Genomic DNA, 21,968 nt, shown 5'->3' with positions numbered 1-21,968 from the left:
TCTGGCATGATTTGGAGTTTAATTTCCAACTCATGCCTTTACAAATTATTTTAAAGATTTGGCTTTTCAAAAAATACTAAAGACAAAAAGAAATCCATCATAAAAATTGCCACCCAAGTGGTAACAACTGCTGTTGTAGCTGATTCTCCGACTTCCTTCGCTCCACCTCTGGTGGTTAGCCCCCAACTACAACCATTAACAGCAACTATAGCTCCAAAAATAAACCCTTTAAGCAAAACAATCCACAAATCTAATGGCTCTAAAAAACTTCTAACTGACTCTAAAAATACTTCTGGAGTAATTTGATAAAACTGTGACGCGGCAAAAATTCCGCCCATGATGCCTGTAACTAAACCGAAAATTGTTAATAATGGAGTCATCAAGCAGCAAGCAATTACTCTAGGCAGTACTAAATAATCAATGGGATCGGTTCTGAGCATGTGTAGTGCATCAATTTGGTCTGTAACCCGCATAGCACCTATCTCCGCGGCAAATGCTGAACCCACTTGACCGGCAATAATACTAGCAGACAGTATGGGAGCCAATTCTCGACAAAAGGCTAAGGCAAATGCACCACCTACAGCATTTAATGCGCCAAATTGTACTAGTTCTCTGGCTGTTTGAATAGTAAAAATCATCCCAGCAAAGCCACTGACTAAAAGCACGGGAGAAAGTGAAGCCGGGCCAGCAGTCACCATATGTTCGATAATCTTATGGTGATAAGTTTTTCCTTGGAGTAAACGTAATAAGACTTGTCCCAATAGAAACATAACGGAAAAACAGCGCGAAACCGAAAACTGCTGGATATTTTTTCTAGTTTGTACTTTTAATACCATCTTTTCATCCCTCAAAATGATTGTTCAAAGTGCGCTATTACTGAAAAATTTGCTGAATGTAGGCGATTGAGGGAGAGATATTGACTGTATGCATTTAAGGCAATCAATTAACAAAATCATCTACAAATTGCTGAGGACGTTAAAAGAATAACCCATTCTAGTTGCTTGTGGATATTTTTGGATATAGGTGAAAGTTAATGAGATTCTATTTTGACAATAGAGAATCAGCAGATGAAAGCTTAAGTTCGAGTTGCATCTTACTTACAGAAATAGAATAGAAATAAACACAGTAACAATGAACCAGGTAGATTACCTCAGAATTAGCTTAATCGACCGCTGCAATTTCCGGTGTCAGTACTGTATGCCGGAAGGTGCAGAAATAGACTATATTCTCCAGCAGCAACTTTTAACTGATGTAGAACTCCTGACTCTGATTCAAGAGGTATTTATCCCTGTGGGTTTTACCCGATTTCGTTTGACTGGGGGGGAACCTTTACTTCGTCCCCGTGTGGTGGAATTAGTCAGGGCGATCGCTTCTTTTCCCCAAACCCAAGATTTGTCGATGACAACAAACGGCTTTCTCCTCGCCCCCATCGCCCAAAATCTCTACGATGCTGGTTTGCGGCGCATTAATATTAGCCTCGATTCCCTAGAACCAGAAATTTTTGACCACATTATCGGGAATCGCGGACGGGGAAAGTGGGAGCAAGTTTGGCAGGGTATTCAAGCTGCTCATAGTGTTGGTTTTGACCCCTTGAAGCTAAATGTAGTGGTGATTCCTGGGGTAAATGACCATGAAGTCTTGAATTTAGCTGCGCTGACTCTTGAGCGCAATTGGCATATCCGATTTATTGAGTTTATGCCAATTGGGAACTGGCAATTATTTGGCGATCGCGGATGGGTTTCTTCTGCTGAATTACGGCAACAAATCCGCGATCGCTGGGGCTTGACAGAATCGCAAGTTCGTGGGGCTGGCCCTGCTGATGTGTTTCAAATTCCTGGAGCGAAAGGAACATTGGGATTCATCAGTCAGATGTCCGAGTGTTTTTGCGATCGCTGTAACCGAATGCGCTTGAGTGCAGACGGTTGGCTGCGTCCTTGTTTGTTAAATGAAACTGGTCAAATTGATTTAAAAACTGCTCTCCGGGCTGGTATTAGCACCGCACAATTACAAGAGCAAGTCAGACAATTATTAGGAATTAAGCCTGAAATTAACTTTAAACAGCGGGAATCAGGCGCTGTGGGTACTTATACTCGTACTATGTCACAAATTGGCGGCTAGTCAATAGTCATTTGTCCTTTGCAAATAACTCAGGACAAATGACCAAAGACAAATGACTATTACGCTTGGCGGGAGTAGTATTCCACAACCAGCAGTTCGTTAACCTGTAGCGCCACCCATTCTCTTTCAATAACACCGTTAACTTTACCAACCAGTTTGGTTTTATCAAACTCCAGATGACTGGGAAGGTTGGCTAAGCCAGGATATTGGAGGTTGGTTTCTACCAACTTTCGGGATGCTTCTTTATTTCTGACAGCAATTTCTTCGCCAGCACGGCACTGATAGCTAGCAATATTAACTACACGTCCATTGACAGTGATATGACCGTGATTTACCAACTGACGCGCTGCGGGAATAGTTGGAGCTAAACCCAAGCGAAAAACGGTATTATCTAAGCGCATTTCTAGCAGTTGTAATAACACTTGTCCGGTAGAGCCAGTAACACGTCTGGCTTTGCGTACATAGCGTAACAATTGCTTTTCGGTCAAACCGTAGTTTAAGCGCAGCTTTTGTTTTTCTTCTAGACGGATGGCATATTCAGAACGCTTTTTGCGGTTCTGACCATGCTGACCAGGGGGATAAGCGCGTCTAGCACTTTTACGAGTTAATCCTGGTAAGTCACCTAAGCGACGTACAATTCTGAGGCGAGGCCCTCTATATCGGGACATGTGTTTCCTTAATCTAATCCTGTTTCAACTTTACCCAGACATTTTATTTTGACACTTCCCCAACGAAACAAATAAAGCGATCGCTGATTTGTTTCGTTAAGTCGGGGAATTCGTGGTTTGATGAAAATCTTTCCTCTAGCAGAATCAATTCCACCAGAATCAAAGTATTTTCTGCACCAGTTGCTTGAGTTCGGTACAACCGACAGTAATCGCTTCCACTTTAGCAAGCAAAGCGATACTTTCCTAAAGCACTAGTTTCCAAGCTTAAACTCCCCAGTGCCCCTGGGTACTCAGACCCATTGTTTTTTGTTTGCTAGTTTCGTAGACTACTCAATCACTAGATTGATTCACGTAGTATTTCCTACAAGAAATACTTTTTATGTTGCCTACTTATCTTCGATCAAAATATATTAGCACATTGAATCAAGAGAAATCCTCTTGCCAGAGGTTCGATCCCTAAATCTAGTACTGTTTAGGCGAAAAAAGCTGATTGGCAAAAAGACGTAATGAGGCGGAAAAATCACAAATGCCCCGCGCCCCTTGTAGAATTTTATGTTACTGAGTTATGCTCGAAAATGCTGCGAAAATTACCCAGAACTACAGGAGCGATCGCGCTGATTGAGTTAGCATAGCCTTGGGTGTTTGGAGAATGGGAATCTTAAGGAGTAAAAATCGATGAGCAGAAAAGGCGGTTCTGACTATAAAATTTTGTCTGCTAAAACAGTCAAGGTGACAGCACCAGTTTTAGCGATCGCCGGATGGATGGCAACGATGGTTCCCGCTATGGCTATCAATGCTTCCTATAGTAACAATGATTTCCGCGCTTGTGCTGGTCAGCTATTGCGCGTCAACGTCAATGCGGATGCTGCATCACAAGCTTGTGCTGGCGCGCTACGTCCGCGAGATTTGTCTTCCTGCGTAGTTTCCATTAGCAGGCAGACAAAAATTAATGCTGTTGACGCTCTCAATACCTGTAGGCAGGTACGACGCCCTGAGGAGTTAGCAAGCTGTGTAGTTGGTATTAGTCGCATTCCCACTCAGGAAGCACCTAACCTAGAGATTCTCAATTACTGCGGTCGGAGCTTGTTACCCGTCCGCTTTGGTCAGTGTGTGGTTGGCTTGCGGAGTGAATTTAAATTAGTGCTGAATCAGGCATTAAATACTTGTATTAGTGGTAGCGATACCGTTAGTACTTCTACATCTGTAGTGATTCCGCAAGTTCCTAGAGCTACAGAACCTCTTCCTAATGTGGAACCGGCTCCAGCAGCTAGGTAGCAATTAAGGCTCCCATCTAGAGACTAGGGGGAGCAGGGCGATCGAAAAGACAAAGGCCGTAAATGGCTCTCGCTCCTGAAGTTGATTTATCAGTCTTCTTTTTTGCCAAAAGCTAACTGTAAAATCATTGGGATGCCCCCTTCTTGGTGATACCTATCTGCCCAAGCACGCAGTACTTCATCCAATTCTTCCATCGCTTGCTCAAAGCGTTCTGGTGGAATGTCCAGTTCTTCTAGGGCGCGCATGGAATTTGGTCGCCGTTCTGCCCAATCTTTCATCAGCCGGAAATACCTTGCAGTATCTTCAACCATGATATAGGTGCGCTCTTGGTCGTCTGCTGGCGCGTAGAAAGGACGAGTTAGCGCATAGAAAGGCATACCCCAAGGAGAATCAATCCGGGTTACCGTGCCAGAGTAAAGCAGGCGGCGCTTGATATGCTCCGCTAAAGCTTCGCTCAAAGGCATTTGATGCTCAACGGGCATGTCTTCTTGCGATCGCTTATGCAAAAATTCTATTAACTCTAAAAACTCAAAAGAGGTAATTAATTGGGCATCAGGCAGATTACTGGGTAATTTCTGCTCAATTTGCCTTTTCTCCTCGGTTGTTAGACTTGTACCAGGAATGCGCGATTTTCCTGGTCGCCAAGGATATTTCTCCATCCAGACATAAGGCAATTGAATCAAATAGCGAGGCTCTTGAGAACCCAGCATTTTCAACAATTTCCCTTCAGTCAGGGCTTGTCTGACCTCCTCCACAATTATTTTGACCCGCTTCGGTTCCAAGTGATGCAAATGCCCTGTCATTCGCAGGTTTTGCCCTTGCTCCAAGTAGGTCATATAGATTGCGCATTTGGCTGCTGTAGCCGCTGCATCCAAAAATGCCCCATGCCTGTGCCCACTAGTCCGCATGGCACTAAAAGCCAGATAAAGCATGATCTGATCCATCGCACTGGGGCCGAGACGTTTGATCAGATCTATGTCGTTACTCATATAACAGACAGTTAAATAGCACGTTTACAAATTTATTAGCCGTAGGAAAGTAAGTAGTATACACCCGACCGAAGGCAATATTGTCACTTCAGATTATTTATTATGCTTCAACTATGAAGTTGTTGCTAGTCATAATTATGAATTTCCGCGTATTTTCTGGCACATAGTTATAAAAAGGCATTTTGATGTAATTTATATATCTTATTTAAGTGGAATTACTTAAATAAGAATACGTCTTTTCTGTGCTTGGTTTAGATTAGGTGGCATAAATCCAAAACTCTGTTTTTATAGATTGTGTCAGAAGTATCTTACGTTGCTTCATTAAATTCTGAATCTCTTGTAGGACGTATTTTATACTCTCTTAATTGAGACAATAAATATTTGAAAATAAGAATTCAATATAATTAACTACTACTCACGTTTGTTGATAAACCTGCGATCGCAGTAAATCTTTACCATCGCTCAGGCTGCAAAATCTGTCTTTTATTTTGAGAACTGATATTAAATAGCTCCAAACTTTACATGCTTGGACTCCCTACTAAAAAATAGCCAGTGCCAAATATCATCTCTAGGGTGATTGTTGAGTTAGAGGCAATGCTCAACTTAGCTCAACATGAAATAAAATCCATTATTTTGATTAATAAATAAATTTTTTAGTTGTTGGATATAATTACTCTTAAATCATACCATTTTTTGACACCAATTTGCAAGTATTGGTGTATTTCAACATTTATTTTAGTCCATTGCAAGATTTTTTTGTACAAAAATTAAATTAATTCTTGTTGAGATTTTTATCCCAAATATTACGTAAAAATAGGATATAAGGCAAGACTCATTAATTATTTCACTGTGCTATCTTTATCTTGCCTCATACTGTATGCCATATTTATAGTGCTTTAAAAACCAGAATTGAAGTCCTGATTACGTAATCAACTTCCCTGTAGAATTAATGCAATATATCAGTAATTAATTACCATCCTTGCATCTCTACTAGTTCCATACACAACTTGTTAATTTTCTCTAAATTAGGTTTATGGGGAAGAGTTGACTGTGAGTAAGCACTTTCCATTTGAGCAACTAATTCTTCTGCCATTTGCATCACCTGCTCGTAAGAATATGTACCTTGAAGAATAGCTTTTAAATCATCTGCATCACCAGCTATTCGTCTATCAACAGTAATTTCTCCTTGTTGTAAAATTTCGATACCGCTACGTAAAAGTCTAATGCAATGCATACCATGTTTTAGATCGAAACCAGACTTTCTTTCCATTTCGGCTCTAGCTGGATTTCTATTTTCTTGCCATGATAGGTAAGCTTTCCATTCTCTTAAAGCTACCTGATAATTTTGACTCTTTTGGAGTAAGCGAATAAAATCTTTGCGGCTATTAGTTAGCTTTTGTGTATATTCTAGTGTTTCTTCAGGTAGGGTGTATTGTTTGAGTACTCCTTTAAAATCAATATCTGCTGTCAACAGTTTATATAATTGTTCGGCTTCTTCTAGAAATTCAATTCTTCCGCGAATTAACAGATAAAGATACTCCAAAAAAGCATTGAGATCGTCTTTAATTAGTGGTAATTCATCTTCTATACCAAAATCTGATGGTAGTGGTTTCTTTTGTGGAGGGTTTAATAACCATTTACGATGGGTTTCCATCTTTTTAATTTGTGCAAAAGCATAACCTGAATAAGTATGTTTAACTTTCTTACTTAAAAATAGCTGTTTATGTTTAATTAATTGTTGCCCAATTTCAGTTAATACAGGATAATTATTTAACCAAAGTAATTCTAAAACATTAGGATTAGCTCCAGCTAATAGCTGAATAATTTTCCTTAATTCATAAATAACCGTATCTTTATTGTTATCTAAAAAAGAAAAAATTCCCGGTTCATCCCAACCATTTTCTTTTTGTTCTATGCGGTCGAATCCCAAATAATACCTTTTAGGAGCGATAAAAATTCCTCGGTAGTCAAAATCCGAATCAGGACGGTTTAATCCATAGCCGTGACTACCTGCTAAACCAATGAGAATTGTTCTGTGTTCAACTTCTATTCTTTTCATTCTTAAACATTAAATATGAGCTAATATCGTTAATTTTAGAAAAAATTCAGGCAAATGGCAGCCCCATTATTTATTTAATAATTTTTATATGCGATCGCAATGCTCAATTAGTCGAGAAAATTTAATTATTTTAAATTTTTGCAAAGTTTAGCGAAAGTTCTCCCTTGTTTGTACCGCTACCACAGGAGAAATAGAGAAAATCTGAGCAACGAGATCTGCTGCTCAGACTTTTCGGTGCTGTTCTGTGTCTTAGTTATCTACATCAGCAAAGATATCCATTTCGTTAAACAAGCAAAAATTTTTGTCAATCTCAATTGCGATCGCCCGCAGTCCTTGATCGTTAAGACTTTTCACAATTAAACTGCTATTTGGTGTTGACTCCATAGCAGTTAATCCAATATGATTTTAGATTGTCTGTCTTATTCCTGCTCGGATCAGGTAGACATACCGCAAAAGCTGGCAAAAGCGTAAAAACCGCTTATCCCAAAGTAAGCAAGGCCAGCTACCTGTACGGCAACCTCAAGGACAATTTCATGACTTACGCAATTATTGAAACTGGCGGCAAACAAATAAAAGTTGAAGCTGGTCGCTTTTACGATATTGAGCTATTGACTGCTCAACCAGATGAGAAAGTTACAATAGACAAGGTCTTATTAATACAGCACGACGGCGAAGTCAACATTGGACAGCCGCTAGTTGCAGGGGCGACTGTAGAAGGGACTGTGTTACGGCATTTGAGAGGTCGTAAAGTCCTGGTATACAAGATGAAGCCAAAGAAGAAAACCCGCAAAAAACGCGGACATCGCCAGGAAATCACTAGACTGTTGATTAATTCTATTAACCTCAATGGTTCAGTCCTAGCTGTGGAAGAAGTAGCAACCGCTGAAGCTTCCCCTGAAGAAACTGCTGCTGAATAATCAATAAAAGATAGGTCAAAAAAGGAAATTATGGCTCATAAGAAAGGAACAGGTAGTACACGTAACGGTCGTGACTCTAACGCTCAACGTCTAGGTGTAAAACGCTATGGCGGTCAAGTTGTGCGCGCAGGAAATATTCTTGTGCGTCAGCGCGGTACCAAATTTCACCCAGGTAACAATGTTGGTATTGGTAGTGATGACACTTTATTTGCTTTAATCGACGGTGTTGTTACCTTTGAAAGAAAGGGTAAAACTCGTAAAAAAGTTAGTGTTTACGCACCTGCTGCGGCTGAGTCAGCTGCTAGCTAAAAAATAGCTAAAAAATGGGGTGGACAATACCACCCTATTTTTTGGTTTTGAAGAAGCAAAGCCAAATTAACCGATAAAGAAGTAGCCCAGAAATAGCATTTGCATTATTGCACCTAAGCCTACACCAGCTAATGAAAGTGCAGATGTAATCCAAAAAGCTTGTCCTTCCTTAAAACCCGCGGCTTGAAAGTCTATTCTCGCTAAAATGGCGGCTGCTACAATTAGCAAGGCGTCAAGAAACATCCGAAACCAAGCAAGCATTACAAAAAATAAGAAAGCTGCAAAAACTGAAAACAAAAAAGTCCTAGTACTTGATTTAAAAACGGTACTAGATACTTGTGTCATCCGCGTCCAAGGGACAGTTAAACTGCCTACAAACAGCAAGATAGCAAGTACAGTAATTCCCCAGACAAATAAAGGGGCTTTTGTCTCGGATATTACCCAGCCTAGGGTAGTGTAGCTTAGTAGTAGCAGTGTGAGAGAAACCCAAGGAATGCGTTGCCAAATCGACATGGGTTAGATTTTTGTAGCAATTTAAACTGTGATTCCCCAACTATATAGGGTAAATAAAGGCATTAGTGAATGGGGTTGTTCAATGTTTTTTATACATAACCCTTATGACCTGTATATTTGCTCCTTGATGCTAGGACTTGATTTTACTATAGCTAGGAGCTGATGGCTGCGTTTTGTCAGGTCTGAGTCAGAGGTATAGATTTTTCATTTCATGCCTTAGACTATTACTTTATCATCTTATATTTTCTAGGTTCTTGCAATCGTTGATTATGCTCTTGGCGAAACAGTTCAACAAGTTTACAGAGAATTTGTAGATAACTAGTTAAATTTTTTCTTAAACATTTGTAAACTGTTAGCAGCCGAGTAGCCGAGTGTCACATCTTGTTAAGGAATGATCATGAGACAACTTGTTATTGCTGAGCGCGTATGCCTGATTGGTCATATCGTGTCGATGGTATTTGGACTTGTAGGTATACTACTAGTCGTGCCAAATGCGGAAATCATTATGAACCTGACTGAGGTTGGACAAACCGCCATGCAGTGGAGTATGGCTGGAGGCGGTGTGGTTTATATGATTTTGGGTGCGACGGCTGTATTTTTGTATGCCTACCGGACTTTGGGATTGGGTCGCGCTTTGGCATTTATGCTACCCTCAGTGTTTATCTCCTTAGGAAGTGAACTGTCGGGAACCAGCACTGGCTTTCCTTTTGGTCACTATAGTTATCTAAGTGGACTGGGCTATAAAATTGCTGGTTTAGTTCCGTTTACAATTCCTTTGTCGTGGTTTTACGTGGGATGTGTTTCTTACCTCTTGGCCCGTGCTGGTTTAGAAGTAGACAAAAAACCCAGCTTATGGCGTCATGTAGGTGCGATCGCCCTAGGTGCTTTATTATTAACTTCTTGGGATTTTGTACTTGACCCAGCGATGAGTCAAACATCCCTCCCCTTCTGGTATTGGCAACAGCCTGGTGCTTTCTTTGGTATGCCTTATCAAAATTTTGCTGGCTGGATGGGTACCGGATCAGTATTTATGACTGTGGCTGCATTGTTGTGGAAAAATAACCCTATTAAATTAGAGCGATCGCAGCTCAATTTACCTTTGATAGTTTACTTAAGCAACTTTGGTTTCGCTACTGTTATGAGTTTGGCTGCTGGCTTCTCTATCCCTGTATTACTGGGTTTGTTGCTAGGTGTGGCTCCTGCTGTTGCACTGTGGTGGCAAGGTACAAATGGACAAGCTGTAGCTGTCGATGCTGGAACTGGGGAAATTTCCGTAGCAAAAGTCAAGGTGGCTTTGAAGTAGGGGTTAGGGGCTAGGGGCTAGGCTGAGCGAAGCCGAACGGGACTAGGGACAAATAATAATTGCCCAATGCCCAATGCCCAATGCCCAATGCCCAATTCAAGAAAATAATATTTTTATTACAGTGGATGATGCTTTGATATTAGCTAGCAGCTTATCGCTTTTATTACTATTACTGCAAATACCAGCAACAGCGATTTTACTTTCCAGGCTATTTAAGGGGCCAACACGCCAACGGCCGATTCAACCCCAACAACCGACACCGGAAATTTTAGGTAGTGTCAGCGTGGTGGTGCCAACATTAAATGAAGCTTTGCGGATTAGCCCACTTTTGCAAGGCTTAAGCCAGCAAAGTTATGAAATGCGGGAAGCAATTGTTGTAGACAGCAGGTCGCAAGATGGTACACCTGATTTGGTAAAGGCTGCACAACAAAAAGATCCTCGCTTTCGCGTATTTACAGATGACCCCTTACCCGCTGGATGGGTGGGTCGTCCTTGGGCTTTACATAATGGCTTTTTGCAGATTTCCCCAGATAGTGAGTGGTTTTTAGGGATGGATGCAGATACTTTACCCCATCCTGGTTTAATTGCAGGTTTAGTACAGACAGCCCAAACAGAAGGCTATGATTTGGTATCTTTGTCACCTCAATTTATTCTGAAGTATCCAGGGGAATGTTGGCTACAACCGGCTTTGTTGATGACTTTGCTGTATCGATTTGACCCAGCCGGTGTCAACACAGAACAGCCAGAACGGGTAATGGCAAATGGTCAGTGCTTTTTATGTCGGCGTTCTGTGCTATCTGCGGTAAATGGTTATACAAGTGCAAGTAGCTCTTTTTGCGATGATGTGACCTTAGCTCGTTACATTGCTGCGCAAGGATTTAAGGTGGGTTTTTTAGATGGGGCGAAGGTGCTAAAAGTACGGATGTATGAGGGTGCAGTTGAGACATGGAAAGAATGGGGACGCAGCCTCGACCTCAAAGATGCATCACCTCGCGCTCAGATTTGGGGAGATTTGTGGTTACTCTCAGCAGTGCAAGGTTTACCCTTACTAATTTTACTGAGTTATGGTTTGCTTACCCCCCAACTTGCTGAGCTTCCGATTCTAGTTTTATTGGGACTAAATGTATTTTTGCTCGCGATCCGCTTTGCAATGTTATTGGCGATCGCTCCCTCATACGATCGCAAAACAGCTAAAGGTGGCTGGTTATTTTGGCTTTCACCTTTAGCCGATCCTCTAGCAGTGCTGCGAATTTTCCTCTCTGCATTCCGCCAGCCTAAAGAATGGCGCGGGAGAAAGTATAGTAATGGGGTTTAGGGCATTGGGCATTGGGCATCAGAAAGCTTCTTCGCCCTTGCTCCCTGCCCCCTGCCCCCTTGCCTCTTCCCTGCTCCTTTTAACTAATCTTCTTCACCTCCTACTCGATCGCCGCGTTCTAGTTCCCAGAGAATTTGATTACCTTCACGTCTGACTCGTGAAACTATCCAGTTGCGCCAGCGCCATTGATCTCCGCGACTGGTAACAGCGCTAGCGTGAACATCCATGAGATCGGCAAGTTCCGAACTAGTGATTAAGTAACCTTTAGTGGCAATTTCGTCGGCAATACGTAATGTTTCCACCAGAGCGCGCATTTGTGCCACTCTCAGTTCTGGTGGCTTATCATCAATTGAGGTAGAAGAGTTTGTGATAGTTGGCTCCATAGTGGTTAGATGTGTTCCGGAACTGATTTCTGAGTTGTTTGTCTCAATTATTGTCAAGGTTGTTGGAGATTCAGTTACTTTTGCTACATTTATTTGATTTAATTGTGCTAAAGCTTGGTGGGAATTTGTCAGGGATGATTGTGTAAGTGATGGAACTTTGCCATTAGCAAAACTACGAGCAATGACATCGCACCGCTCGTTACCTACGTTACCAGAATGACCCCTAACATATTCCCACTTTACTATATAACTATTGAGTTCGTCCAAAGTTTCTAAAAGGTCTTGGTTTTGCACGGGTTTACCATCGGACTTTTTCCAACCTTTCTTTTTCCAACCTTTGATCCACTGAGTAACGGATTTGATGAGGTATTCGCTGTCGGTATAAAGGGTGATGGGTTGTTGTTGTCCAGATGTTTGTAGAAATTGGAGAGCTGCGATCGCAGCTTGCATTTCCATTTTATTGTTAGTGGTGTGGGATGATGCACCGCCTAACTCGTGAATTGAGCCATCACTGAAATAAACGACGACACCCCAACCCCCAGGGCCGGGATTTCCCGTGCAAGCGCCATCAGTATATATGCTTTGGATTGTGCGTTGAGACATGGTGAGCTACCGCATTGGTACTTCCAGTAATTTAGCGGCGAAAGATGGGAAGAACTATATAGGTTCGTGCAGTAAAAATCAAGTCTTTGATATTTACTCAGTAATAATAGTCAGGCTTTGAGTAATAAAAGTTTTGTAATTGCTGAGACGCGGCTTGCCAAAGGTGATGACGAATTGTTGTTACCGGCGACGGAGTTGAAGTAATTTATATGTGATGAACGCAAACAACGCTCCTATAACCAAACTCCAGATGAAGGCTTCGAGGCGGTAAGCGGTGGGGTTTTTGTTGGCAGGGACTTCTACTAAAATGACAGCAGAGGCGATTTGACTTGTTGCTAGACCAATACCTGCGATCGCAATGGTAGTGTTGAGAGTGCGATCGCTTTTGCTCTGCTCTAAGTCAATTATCCCCTGAATCGTCTTGATGTAATTCTCGACTAAAGTTAATCCTGGGCTGTAGTTAGCTTGGTCTGTGGTAATTTGTTCGAGAAATTTCTCTTTAGCAAAATCATGGAATGTTTGCAAAAATTGCCAATCGCTATTATTTAATATTTCTTCTAGCTTTTGACAGCGTTTTTCATAATTACCGATGTTAATGTTAACAGTCCGGTAGTAGTCATCTAGATAAGTTAGGTTATTAGTATATTTTAACAGAATATCTGGGGTTTGTTTGAGGATATTTTGTAAAGTAATAATATTAATTTCTGCTTTTTTAGATTCGGTGTTTAATTGACTAATTATATTTTGGGCTGATTTATATACTGTTTTTAAATTAGTTTTAATCTGGCGACTTTGATTGTATGCCCAAATAATTTTATTTCGGTATCGCAATAACTGCATTACTTGGGGATAAAGCTTTTTATTGACATCTTGGATAGCGGATGTTTTCGTTTGATTGGGAAATAGACAGATTAAGATGTGATAACCTTCGCTTTGCTGCGCGTTTGAAGGTAGCCGCCATAGTTCAAAGATAGTTCCACCAAAAAATTCTCCTTTACCTCGAAAATCATCTTGCCAATTTTGCTGCGAGTCTAATATTAATTGTTCATAACAAGCTTGAGCAGTAGCTTCTGGGTCTTGATTATCTATGGCTAATTGACCCCAAATAAACCAACTTTGTCCAATTTTACCTGCTTGTTGATTGATTTGTGAGAAGATTTCTGTTTGTACTTTTGATAAACAGGTGATAGGTTGGGGTTTAGATTCATAATCTTTGATGTAATTGGCTGTACAGTCTACTTGCAGCCCATAAGTGTCTCCCAATTGCACGGGGTAATAATAACCATCTAGGGGTGATTTAAACTTGAGAAAGTTGGGATTACTAAATAATTCATGATAATCGGAACTATCGGTTTCTGCTTGTTCTAATGTTTCTAGTTGAGCATCTGTTAAGTTATCGCCATAGATTTTTTGCCAAAATAGTTGACGATTGTCTTTGATTTGTTGTTCGTTTTGTCCTAAACCTTCTTTGAGGTTATATACAAATAAATCAATTGTTGGGTAAATTAATTCATATTGTTGTTGCATATAAATAATTTTAAATTGGTGTATGGATGATTATAAGGGCACAACAATATTGTGCCCATAGCTGTTAATTTTATTAACTTGCAATTTGCGGAATTGGCAAATATTTAATTAGCAAGAATGGCTTTGAAAAAATCTTTAGCTTTTTGCACGGAATTAGAATGATTAAATATTTGAATAGATGCATCTGCTAGTTGATTATGATTAATTTTTTCTTCTAAAATTACCAATTCTGCTTGAATATCTCTAGCTGCATTGTCGATTTCTGTGTTGAGAGGTTCGGGGTTATATTCAGGAGTACTACTAACGCCTTTACTGCGAAATTGAGCGATCGCACTCAACTGTTCCCCGGCTTGGTCGTATGCTATGGCTAGGGGTGGATAACTAGTGGCGATCGCATATAGTTTACTAATATCCCCAGTAACTGTAATTTTATTTACCTTAGCTTGTACAGTATTTGGTAATGGTGCATCAAGTTGGGATAGTGCCAAGATAAAGGCTTTGAGTTCAAAAGCTTCTAGTGGTTGCATGAGGAAAAGATACCAGTAATTGTAAAAGCGGCCCAGAAGTATGGGTGATTATAGGGTTTATTGCAAGTTTCTGGTTGATTTTTAATGTTATTTAAATGATTTAACAAAAAACGGCGCAAAATCACTTCATTTTCTGGAAGTTTTGCAATTTCCTCTGCATACCATTGTGCTAGTTCGCCGTTGGTGACATTTCGCAGCCATTGGGTAGCCTCAGCTAAAGCTACCACCTTTGATTTACCTTGTTGCAACTGTTGGTAAAACTGAATCATCACCAAAGCACTCGCGGCTGATTCCACAGTCCACAGAGTACTGACAACGGAAGCTACACCGCAACTCATAAAACCACTGACAAGTCCGACATATTCAGTGGTGATGGTGTAATTACCTGTAATCGCTGTTTCGCAAGCAGCTAAACACACGAGTTGGTAGCTGTGCAAATCATAATCGCGGATATCTGTCAGCTTTAGTTTATCTTCATCGGCTAAGGCTAAGTGCGATAAAGCTGGATTGTGGAAATTGTATTCGCCATGTCCGGTAAAGTGTAAAATACCGTAGCCTTGAGGTAAAGCATTGATTACCGCTGCTTTTGTTGCTTCCTCAGAACGCTTGCGGGTGTTGTGGGGAAAGATGCGACAAATTGCTTCTGATTCAACTTGTGCGAATTCTAGTGTTGGATATGGGTTTTCGGGATGTTCGATACTGAGTAACTGATGCTGATTACTTAGCTGATTTTCGTTGTGGGTTTGGGAGATTAAGCCTAATTGAATGCTGGGTAAATAGCTGATAGTGAATTGTGGGGGAAACAGCGCATGAAGAGGAAAGCGGTGTAAGTCGCGGTGAGGAATGAGAATTAGCTGGGTAATATCTGAGAGTTGAGAAACAATAGCGTTGATATCGAGAATTTTACCCAGTTCATCAAGCATGGCGGGTAAATTGTCGCGCCAAGTTTTTGCGTCTTGACTTTGCTTGTCTTTACCTTTGCGAAAATTGGCGTATTCTTCATTCCAAGTTTTCACCCAGGTTTCAAAGTTATATAGGCGTTGCGCTGGAGTGAGAAGCGTTTCTCTTAAAACAATGGGTGATGGGGTGTTGTGTTTGAGGATAAAAGTATGTAAGGCGGCTGGGCTGAGATGCCAATAAACTATAGCAGTATGGGGATTGAGTAATTGTTTCATCTCCTCCCATTTGGGGGAATCATCACTCCATCCAGCCAGTAGCCAAGACAAGCAAGCATTTTTTCCCTGTTCTGCTAATTCCAATGCTGTGCAAAAGTTTTCTGACTGTATTGCTAAGTCAACAGTTAACTGCTGAAAGCCTGCAAACTTTAAAGCTAACTGCTTTTTCTTTTCAGAACTTTTGCACTCATCCAGCAAGCGCCGTAATAAATCTGTTCCTCTTCGTTGGAGTTCTTCAGCTTTAGCCGTTTCTCCCAAATCCAACTGAACGTGAATTAAATTCTGTAAAATTTTTAGATGCAACTCAGGAAAATCTTCTGCTGTGAGGGTTTGTAGTGCCTCATTGTAGCTTTTAACAGCTTTGTACCAATAGCTACGGGGGTGAGAATCTCCTCTTCCTCGGAAATAGTGAGCATTACCTATCGCTTGATGCAATTTTCCCCAGCTTTCTGGGTGAGTATGTTGATGGCAATATTTTAATCCTTCTTTATAGCTTATCAATTCTCCTTGATAGCCACGCTGGTTAAGATGAGGATTTATTTTAGCAATAGCACTAGAGAAAGCCAAAAATTGGTTAAAACTAACTGAATTTCTGACTGCTAAACCCCGATGTATCCATGCTTCGTGTTCGTCTGGTTTAATTTTGAGCGCGTTGTCACAGGATAATATTGCTTCTTCGTATTTTTCTAATTGACATAGGGCAAAGCCCTGATGTGTCCAAGCCTCACTGTCATCGGGTTTAATGTTCAGGGCATTGCCGCAGGATAATATTGCTTGTTCATATCGTTGTAACCAATTCAACGCAATGCCCCGATTTTTCCAAGCTTCATGGTAATCTGGTTTAATTTTGAGCGCGTTGTCACAGGATAATATTGCTTCTTCGTATTTTCCTAATTGGCGCAGGGCAAAGCCCTGATGTGTCCAAGCCTCACTGTCATCGGGTTTAATGTTCAGGGCATTGCCGCAGGATAATATTGCTTGTTCATATCGTTGTAACCAATTCAACGCAATGCCCCGATTTTTCCAAGCTTCATAGTAATCTGGTTTAATTTTGAGTGCGTTGTCACAGGATAATATTGCTTCTTCGTATTTTCCTAATTGGCGCAGGGCAAAGCCTCGTTGTATCCAAGCTTCATGATCATCAGGTTTAATTTTCAGGGCATTATCGCAGGATAATATTGCTTGTTCATATTGTTGTAACCAATTCAACGCAATGCCCCGATTTTTCCAAGCTTCATGGTAATCTGGTTTAATTTTGAGCGCGTTGTCATATGATGCGATCGCACCTGCAAAATCTCCCGCCTCAAATTGTTCATTACCTTGATCTAACCAAGCTTCCGCATCATCTGTAATATTTTTCTCTCCTTCTTCCTCCGCGTCCTCTGCGCCTCTGCGGTTTGTTTCTTCCTCCCGCCTCAACAACCGCCTACCAATATCATCAGCAAAATCACTAACTTCTCCAACACCCAACTCACCCAGCTTTATTATCCGCCTTGCTAACTCATCATTCGCTGTCGGTGAAGCTAGTAACCTATCACCAAACCCACGCAACCACTCCAACAAATGCGCCTGATTGATGCGCTTACCATCCAAAAAAGCTTTTACCCGTCCCCGACTCCAGCCTTCCTCATGAACTCCCGCTAACAACTGGATAAATAACGATTCATACTCCGCATCTGTCAATTCGTTGCGTATTTCTCCAGTTTCCTGCGCTGCCAATGGCGGAGAAATAGGCTGTTTTCTACCAAATATTTGCCTAAATAAGCTTTTGAGCCATCGCCAAAGCCGCTTGAGCATCTACCGCAACCTTGTATCGCTTTTATCAAATATTTTACTCTAGGGATTAGCTGGAAATAATTGTGTCCGAATAAAAACACGTTATTCACAAATGAGTTGAGGTTCTCTATGAATGAGTTCTTGTTGATAGACAACTAGATCTCGTTGGTCACAAATGAGTTGAGGTTCTCTATGGATGAGTTCTCGTTGATAGACAACCCGATCTCGTTGGTCACAAATGAGTTGAGGTTCTCTATGGATGAGTTCTCGTTGATAGACAACCAGATCTCGTTGGTCACAAATGAGTCAAAGTTCTCTAGGAATGAGTACGTCTACTGTAACAGGATTGGTTTTTTAAGATTAAGGCATGGGGCATGGGGCATTGGGTATGGGAATTTTTTATTTCTGATTTCCTTAAGTTACCGCCTAACTCCGTTTCTTTTGCCTGATTAATGCTTGCAATCAAAACATGGTGATCTAATATTGTTGGGTATTCTCTAAAAATGCGATCGCCTTAGACCGATGATTGAAGTTGAGCATCTGAGTAAAATATACGGTTCTACCCCAGCGATTAATGATGTGACTTTTAATGTCGAACCTGGGGAGATTCTAGGGTTTTTAGGCCCTAATGGCGCTGGTAAAACTACGACTATGCGCATTTTAGCTGGCTATTTACCGGCAACTAAGGGGACGGCGAAGATAGCAGGCTTTGATGTGCATGAGAATTCTTTAGCTGTGCGTCAACGAATTGGTTATTTACCGGAAACGCCGCCTTTATATCCCGATATGACGGTGGAGGGATTTTTGCATTTTGTGGCGAGAATTAAGGGAGTATCCGCAGGCGATCGCCATAGTAAAGTGCAAGCTGCGATCGCGCGGTGTAATTTAGACGAGAAGCGCAAAGTCATTATCCGCAAGCTTTCTAAAGGATATCGGCAACGGGTAGGAATTGCTCAGGCGATCGTCCACGATCCGCCAGCAATTATTTTAGATGAACCCACCGTAGGACTAGACCCCCGGCAAATTATAGAAGTGCGGAATTTAATTAAAAGTCTGGCCGGCACCCATACCATCATTTTATCTACCCACATTCTTCCTGAAGTTAGCATGACCTGTAGCCGCGTTGCCATTATTAATCGCGGTAAAGTAGTCGCCACCAACACACCAGAAAATCTTATGACACAGTTGACAGGTGGCTCAGGATATGAAATAGAAATTGAGGGAGAACCAGCCCTAGCAAAACAAGTCCTGCAAAATATATCCGGTGTCAGTCTGGTAGAATCAATTCCGACAGTGGGAAGTCATCACCCAGCGCCAGAAAACCGCGCTTATTTGCGGGTGATATCGCAACCAGGAACCGAACCCGGAAAAGATATTGCCACAACATTAGTGCGTTCCGGATTTGCTTTGCATGAAATGCGGCGTGTCAGCGCTACCTTAGAAGATGTGTTCTTGCAACTAACCACAGCCGAAAAGAATCTAGAGTCTCTAGAAGATTCAGCAACCACAGAAGGAGAAGCCGCGTAAATGGGTATAGTACTGAGTAATATTATTGCTATTTATCGCCGGGAATTGCAGAGTTACTTTGTCTCGCCCCTAGCTTATGTAATTGCTGGCATATTCTGGTTTTTATCTGGGTTGTTCTTAATCATGCTTTTGCTAGCACCAGCACCAGATGGAATTTTAGCAACTGTAGCCGCCATAGATTTACAAGGGCAACAAATAGGCGTACAACTACCACCAATTGATGTACCTTATGAATTTGTCCGCGCATTTTTAGACCGCATGGGCTGGCTATTATTATTTGTTTTGCCGATTCTTTCAATGGGGTTATATGCAGAAGAACGCAAACGGGGCACTTTAGAACTATTAGCTACGTCACCAATCACAAACTGGGCGGTTGCTGTCGGTAAATTATTAGGCGTGCTAACTTTCTTCATCACCATGATTGTGCCTTTAATTGCACTGGAAGTTTTCGTCATTAGTCAATCAAATCCACCCATGTCACCCACAATTTTATTGTTGGGTCATTTAGGCTTAATCTTGCTAGCAGCCGCAATCTTATCGTTAGGAATGTTTATTTCTTCCTTAACAGACAGTACAATTATCTCTGCCGTACTCACCTTTGCAGTGATTTTATTGCTGTTGTTTGTTGATTTAATTTCTAAAGCTCTGCCTGGTTTTATTGGCGAAGCTTTAAGCTATATTTCCTTACTCAAGCATTTTAATACACTGATTCAGGGCATCTTTGACACCAGCGCCATCCTGTTATTTGCGACTTACATATTTCTCGGTGTCTTTTTGACATCACAATCCATTGATACATTGCGCTTTCAGCGGCAATAGTTGATAGTCATTGGTTATTTGTCATTGGTGATTCGTCATAAGGACTTCCAACTAAAAAAATATACTATCACTGTGTAGGCAGAGGGGCAGGGGGCAGGGTGCAGGGGTGAAAAATAAAAATATCTTCTCTAAGAAATTGGATAATTTATTTTCTGGAAGTCCATAAATTATGGGGTTTTGGTAAGCAATTCCTACAATAAAAATCGACTGACAACTGTACGGGCGGGTTCACAAATATCCTCAAATATCCATGACGATCTCCCATAAACCCGCTCCTACTGACAACTGATAACTGACAACTGTATGGGCGGGTTCACGAATATCTTTGCCGATCAATGATGATCTTAATAAACCCGCCCCTACTGACAACTGACAACCGACAACTGACACAAAATGAAAATCGTCGCTAAAAAGAAACTTTGGAAATATCTATTTTGGCTAGGCCCTTTTTTCCTGGTTGCAGGTTTAACTTCGGGATTAGTTGCATCAAGATGGGGGCCAATTTCCTTAGGATTTTTGATTACTGGATTAGTAATTATTGGCTTATGGGTAATTTTGCAAAGCCAAGAAAGTAAATGGTGGGGGCGACGTTCCACCCAAGCTGGTACTAATGCTTTAGTTGCCACTATGGCAGTATTAGTAATTTTGGGATTAATTAACTTCTTAGGTACTCGCTACCATTACCGGGCAGATTTTACCGAAACCCAATTATTTACCCTAGCCCCCCAATCGCGGGAATTAGTCAATAATCTGGCACAACCTGTAAAAGTCTGGATTTTTGATAAAACCCAAAATCCCCAAGACCGAGATTTATTAGAAAATTATCGGCGGCAAAATTCTAAGTTTCAATTTGAATATGTCGATCCCGATGCGAGACCGGGATTAGCTAGACAATTTGGTTATAAAGATAACGGAGAAATTTATTTAGAATATCAAGATAAAAGACAGTTAGTGCAAGTAGTGAATGAGAGAGATAGACTCTCAGAAGTTAGATTAACTAATCGCTTGCAGCAAATTACTACAGCTAACTCAGCTAAAGTTTACTTTCTCCAAGGTCATGGCGAACATCAAATAACAGCCGCACCAGATGCAATGTCTCAAGCGGTTCAGGAATTAACTGATAAAAATTTCATCACCGCACCTTTAAATTTAGCCGAACAGCCCAAAGTTCCCGATGATGCAACGGCTGTAGTAGTCGCTGGGCCAGAACGCGGATTATTTGACAGTGAAGTTAAAGCTTTACAAGATTACCTCAATCGTGGCGGTAATTTAATGCTGATGATTGACTTAGGTACAGAACCCAAACTTGATAACTTACTCAAAGATTGGGGTGTACGTCTGGATAATCGCTTAGCTGTGGATTTATCAAAAAGAAATGCGGAAATTGGCCCAGCAATTTCCATCGTTACCGAATACGGACAACATCCAATTACCAAAGATTTCGCCAATGGTATTTCTTTTTATCAGTTAGCCAGACCAATAGAAGTCACGCCAGTACCGGGAATTGAATCTACACCTTTACTGCGGACTAAACCTTATCCTGATAGTTGGGCAGAAAGCGACCTGAAGAGTGAAAAATTAGAGTTTAACGCCGATAAAGATTTAAAAGGGCCGTTAACTTTAGGCGTAGCGTTGAAAAAGAAAATTTCCGCCGCGTCAACAACTCAAGCTCAACCTAGTCCAACACCTTCACCTTTACCATCACCCACAACTCAAGGACAAGTAACACCTTCACCTTCACCTTCACCTGCTGCATTACCATCACCAACTACAGCCAGTCAGGCTAGTCCTAGTCCGATAATTTCACCAAGTCCCGCTAATTCTGCACCGCCAACCGACAAACAACCAGAACAAACTGCAACGGAATCCAGATTAGTAGTTTTTGGTAATTCGGAATTTGTCAAAGATGGCTTATTTCAACAGCAACTTAACGGTGATGTCTTCTTGAATTCAGTCACTTGGCTAAGTCAACAAGAAGATAAACAACCTTTATCCATTCGTCCCAAAGAAGCCAAAAACCGCCGCTTGAACATCAACGCTGTCCAAGCTGGTGTTTTAGCATTATCATCGCTGCTACTTTTACCCTTGCTTGGGTTGGTAGGCGCTGCGGTGATTTGGTGGCGGAGGAGGTAGAGGGTTGATTGTTGACGGTTGATTGTGACAAC

General features: G+C 41.3%; 19 protein-coding genes. 9 read left to right on the top strand and 10 right to left on the bottom strand.

Annotated features, from left to right (window positions below):
* Nucleotides 1–50: 50 nt before the first annotated feature.
* Nucleotides 51–836 carry an ABC transporter permease gene (locus tag H6G41_RS04600; RefSeq protein WP_190743992.1) on the bottom strand — a complete coding sequence of 262 codons (786 nt, stop codon included), beginning with the start codon at nucleotides 834–836 and terminating at the stop codon, nucleotides 51–53.
* Nucleotides 837–1,131: 295 nt separating this feature from the next.
* Between H6G41_RS04600 and moaA the strand changes: the two genes are divergently transcribed.
* On the top strand, nucleotides 1,132–2,118 hold the full coding sequence (gene moaA / locus H6G41_RS04595; protein WP_190743990.1) for a GTP 3',8-cyclase MoaA: 987 nt from the start codon (nucleotides 1,132–1,134) through the stop codon (nucleotides 2,116–2,118).
* A gap of 59 nt (nucleotides 2,119–2,177) precedes the next feature.
* On the opposite strand, the gene rpsD is transcribed toward moaA, so the two are convergent.
* Nucleotides 2,178–2,786: a 30S ribosomal protein S4 gene (gene rpsD / locus H6G41_RS04590; RefSeq protein ID WP_190743988.1), complete on the bottom strand. Its 609-nt coding sequence runs from the start codon at nucleotides 2,784–2,786 to the stop codon at nucleotides 2,178–2,180.
* 675 nt (nucleotides 2,787–3,461) lie between these two features.
* Here rpsD and H6G41_RS04585 point away from each other — a divergent pair.
* Nucleotides 3,462–4,061 (top strand): hypothetical protein, encoded by a 600-nt coding sequence (locus H6G41_RS04585; RefSeq protein WP_190743986.1) that lies wholly within the window; start codon nucleotides 3,462–3,464, stop codon nucleotides 4,059–4,061.
* Nucleotides 4,062–4,150: 89 nt separating this feature from the next.
* On the opposite strand, the gene hetR is transcribed toward H6G41_RS04585, so the two are convergent.
* The 3 genes from hetR to H6G41_RS35650 all read right to left on the bottom strand — a co-directional run bounded on the left by hetR (nucleotide 4,151) and on the right by H6G41_RS35650 (nucleotide 7,493).
* A complete protein-coding gene (gene hetR / locus H6G41_RS04580) occupies nucleotides 4,151–5,050 on the bottom strand; it encodes a heterocyst differentiation master regulator HetR (protein WP_096642223.1) in 900 nt (299 codons plus the stop codon).
* Nucleotides 5,051–6,020: 970 nt separating this feature from the next.
* The gene (locus H6G41_RS04575; protein WP_190743985.1) at nucleotides 6,021–7,109 is read right to left on the bottom strand and encodes a DNA polymerase beta superfamily protein; all 1,089 of its coding nucleotides are present in this window, start codon (nucleotides 7,107–7,109) and stop codon (nucleotides 6,021–6,023) included.
* A gap of 249 nt (nucleotides 7,110–7,358) precedes the next feature.
* Nucleotides 7,359–7,493, bottom strand: coding sequence for a hypothetical protein (locus H6G41_RS35650; RefSeq protein ID WP_277878024.1), 135 nt, complete (start codon nucleotides 7,491–7,493; stop codon nucleotides 7,359–7,361).
* Between the two features lie 149 nt (nucleotides 7,494–7,642).
* On the opposite strand from H6G41_RS35650, the gene rplU reads away from it, so the two are divergent.
* A complete protein-coding gene (gene rplU / locus H6G41_RS04570; protein ID WP_190743983.1) occupies nucleotides 7,643–8,026 on the top strand; it encodes a 50S ribosomal protein L21 in 384 nt (127 codons plus the stop codon).
* A gap of 30 nt (nucleotides 8,027–8,056) precedes the next feature.
* The gene (gene rpmA, locus H6G41_RS04565; RefSeq protein WP_190743981.1) at nucleotides 8,057–8,335 is read left to right on the top strand and encodes a 50S ribosomal protein L27; all 279 of its coding nucleotides are present in this window, start codon (nucleotides 8,057–8,059) and stop codon (nucleotides 8,333–8,335) included.
* A gap of 66 nt (nucleotides 8,336–8,401) precedes the next feature.
* On the opposite strand, the gene H6G41_RS04560 is transcribed toward rpmA, so the two are convergent.
* Complete coding sequence (locus H6G41_RS04560) at nucleotides 8,402–8,848, bottom strand: hypothetical protein (protein WP_190743979.1); 447 nt, start codon at nucleotides 8,846–8,848, stop codon at nucleotides 8,402–8,404.
* A gap of 397 nt (nucleotides 8,849–9,245) precedes the next feature.
* Between H6G41_RS04560 and cruF the strand changes: the two genes are divergently transcribed.
* A complete protein-coding gene (gene cruF / locus H6G41_RS04555; RefSeq protein ID WP_190743977.1) occupies nucleotides 9,246–10,151 on the top strand; it encodes a gamma-carotene 1'-hydroxylase CruF in 906 nt (301 codons plus the stop codon).
* A gap of 73 nt (nucleotides 10,152–10,224) precedes the next feature.
* Nucleotides 10,225–11,466: a 2'-O-glycosyltransferase CruG gene (gene cruG / locus H6G41_RS04550; protein WP_190743974.1), complete on the top strand. Its 1,242-nt coding sequence runs from the start codon at nucleotides 10,225–10,227 to the stop codon at nucleotides 11,464–11,466.
* An 83-nt stretch (nucleotides 11,467–11,549) separates the two neighbouring features.
* Here cruG and rnhA read toward each other — a convergent pair whose 3' ends face one another.
* From rnhA to H6G41_RS04530, 4 genes are all read right to left on the bottom strand, one after another.
* Nucleotides 11,550–12,452 (bottom strand): ribonuclease HI, encoded by a 903-nt coding sequence (rnhA, locus tag H6G41_RS04545; protein ID WP_190743972.1) that lies wholly within the window; start codon nucleotides 12,450–12,452, stop codon nucleotides 11,550–11,552.
* Between the two features lie 180 nt (nucleotides 12,453–12,632).
* Nucleotides 12,633–13,979: a hypothetical protein gene (locus tag H6G41_RS04540; RefSeq protein ID WP_190743970.1), complete on the bottom strand. Its 1,347-nt coding sequence runs from the start codon at nucleotides 13,977–13,979 to the stop codon at nucleotides 12,633–12,635.
* A 104-nt stretch (nucleotides 13,980–14,083) separates the two neighbouring features.
* Nucleotides 14,084–14,506: a hypothetical protein gene (locus tag H6G41_RS04535; protein WP_242037799.1), complete on the bottom strand. Its 423-nt coding sequence runs from the start codon at nucleotides 14,504–14,506 to the stop codon at nucleotides 14,084–14,086.
* Nucleotides 14,494–17,478 carry a CHAT domain-containing protein gene (locus H6G41_RS04530; protein ID WP_190743968.1) on the bottom strand — a complete coding sequence of 995 codons (2,985 nt, stop codon included), beginning with the start codon at nucleotides 17,476–17,478 and terminating at the stop codon, nucleotides 14,494–14,496. The genes H6G41_RS04535 and H6G41_RS04530 overlap by 13 nt, the downstream gene beginning before the upstream one ends.
* Nucleotides 17,479–17,979: 501 nt before the next feature.
* Here H6G41_RS04530 and H6G41_RS04525 point away from each other — a divergent pair.
* The 3 genes from H6G41_RS04525 (at nucleotide 17,980) to H6G41_RS04515 (ending at nucleotide 21,936) form a co-directional block, all read left to right on the top strand.
* On the top strand, nucleotides 17,980–18,984 hold the full coding sequence (locus tag H6G41_RS04525; protein ID WP_190743966.1) for an ABC transporter ATP-binding protein: 1,005 nt from the start codon (nucleotides 17,980–17,982) through the stop codon (nucleotides 18,982–18,984).
* Nucleotides 18,985–19,803 carry an ABC transporter permease gene (locus H6G41_RS04520; RefSeq protein WP_190743964.1) on the top strand — a complete coding sequence of 273 codons (819 nt, stop codon included), beginning with the start codon at nucleotides 18,985–18,987 and terminating at the stop codon, nucleotides 19,801–19,803.
* 393 nt (nucleotides 19,804–20,196) lie between these two features.
* The gene (locus H6G41_RS04515; protein ID WP_190743962.1) at nucleotides 20,197–21,936 is read left to right on the top strand and encodes a Gldg family protein; all 1,740 of its coding nucleotides are present in this window, start codon (nucleotides 20,197–20,199) and stop codon (nucleotides 21,934–21,936) included.
* Nucleotides 21,937–21,968 lie beyond the last annotated feature (32 nt).

This window comes from Tolypothrix sp. FACHB-123 (assembly GCF_014697075.1).
In the GTDB taxonomy this organism is placed as follows: Bacteria; Cyanobacteriota; Cyanobacteriia; order Cyanobacteriales; family Nostocaceae; genus Aulosira.
The sequence above is the reverse complement of the archived record's forward strand: the minus strand, read 5'-3'. Positions and strand labels throughout refer to the sequence as shown.

Bases quoted from the DNA above. Each gene is read 5' to 3' on its own strand.
- H6G41_RS04600 (WP_190743992.1), bottom strand. From the start codon at position 836: ATGGTATTAAAAGTACAAACTAGAAAAAATATCCAGCAGTTTTCGGTT.
- moaA (WP_190743990.1), top strand. From the start codon at position 1,132: ATGAACCAGGTAGATTACCTCAGAATTAGCTTAATCGACCGCTGCAAT.
- rpsD (WP_190743988.1), bottom strand. From the start codon at position 2,786: ATGTCCCGATATAGAGGGCCTCGCCTCAGAATTGTACGTCGCTTAGGT.
- H6G41_RS04585 (WP_190743986.1), top strand. From the start codon at position 3,462: ATGAGCAGAAAAGGCGGTTCTGACTATAAAATTTTGTCTGCTAAAACA.
- hetR (WP_096642223.1), bottom strand. From the start codon at position 5,050: ATGAGTAACGACATAGATCTGATCAAACGTCTCGGCCCCAGTGCGATG.
- H6G41_RS04575 (WP_190743985.1), bottom strand. From the start codon at position 7,109: ATGAAAAGAATAGAAGTTGAACACAGAACAATTCTCATTGGTTTAGCA.
- H6G41_RS35650 (WP_277878024.1), bottom strand. From the start codon at position 7,493: ATGGAGTCAACACCAAATAGCAGTTTAATTGTGAAAAGTCTTAACGAT.
- rplU (WP_190743983.1), top strand. From the start codon at position 7,643: ATGACTTACGCAATTATTGAAACTGGCGGCAAACAAATAAAAGTTGAA.
- rpmA (WP_190743981.1), top strand. From the start codon at position 8,057: ATGGCTCATAAGAAAGGAACAGGTAGTACACGTAACGGTCGTGACTCT.
- H6G41_RS04560 (WP_190743979.1), bottom strand. From the start codon at position 8,848: ATGTCGATTTGGCAACGCATTCCTTGGGTTTCTCTCACACTGCTACTA.
- cruF (WP_190743977.1), top strand. From the start codon at position 9,246: ATGAGACAACTTGTTATTGCTGAGCGCGTATGCCTGATTGGTCATATC.
- cruG (WP_190743974.1), top strand. From the start codon at position 10,225: ATGCCCAATGCCCAATGCCCAATTCAAGAAAATAATATTTTTATTACA.
- rnhA (WP_190743972.1), bottom strand. From the start codon at position 12,452: ATGTCTCAACGCACAATCCAAAGCATATATACTGATGGCGCTTGCACG.
- H6G41_RS04540 (WP_190743970.1), bottom strand. From the start codon at position 13,979: ATGCAACAACAATATGAATTAATTTACCCAACAATTGATTTATTTGTA.
- H6G41_RS04535 (WP_242037799.1), bottom strand. From the start codon at position 14,506: ATGCAACCACTAGAAGCTTTTGAACTCAAAGCCTTTATCTTGGCACTA.
- H6G41_RS04530 (WP_190743968.1), bottom strand. From the start codon at position 17,478: ATGCTCAAGCGGCTTTGGCGATGGCTCAAAAGCTTATTTAGGCAAATA.
- H6G41_RS04525 (WP_190743966.1), top strand. From the start codon at position 17,980: ATGATTGAAGTTGAGCATCTGAGTAAAATATACGGTTCTACCCCAGCG.
- H6G41_RS04520 (WP_190743964.1), top strand. From the start codon at position 18,985: ATGGGTATAGTACTGAGTAATATTATTGCTATTTATCGCCGGGAATTG.
- H6G41_RS04515 (WP_190743962.1), top strand. From the start codon at position 20,197: ATGAAAATCGTCGCTAAAAAGAAACTTTGGAAATATCTATTTTGGCTA.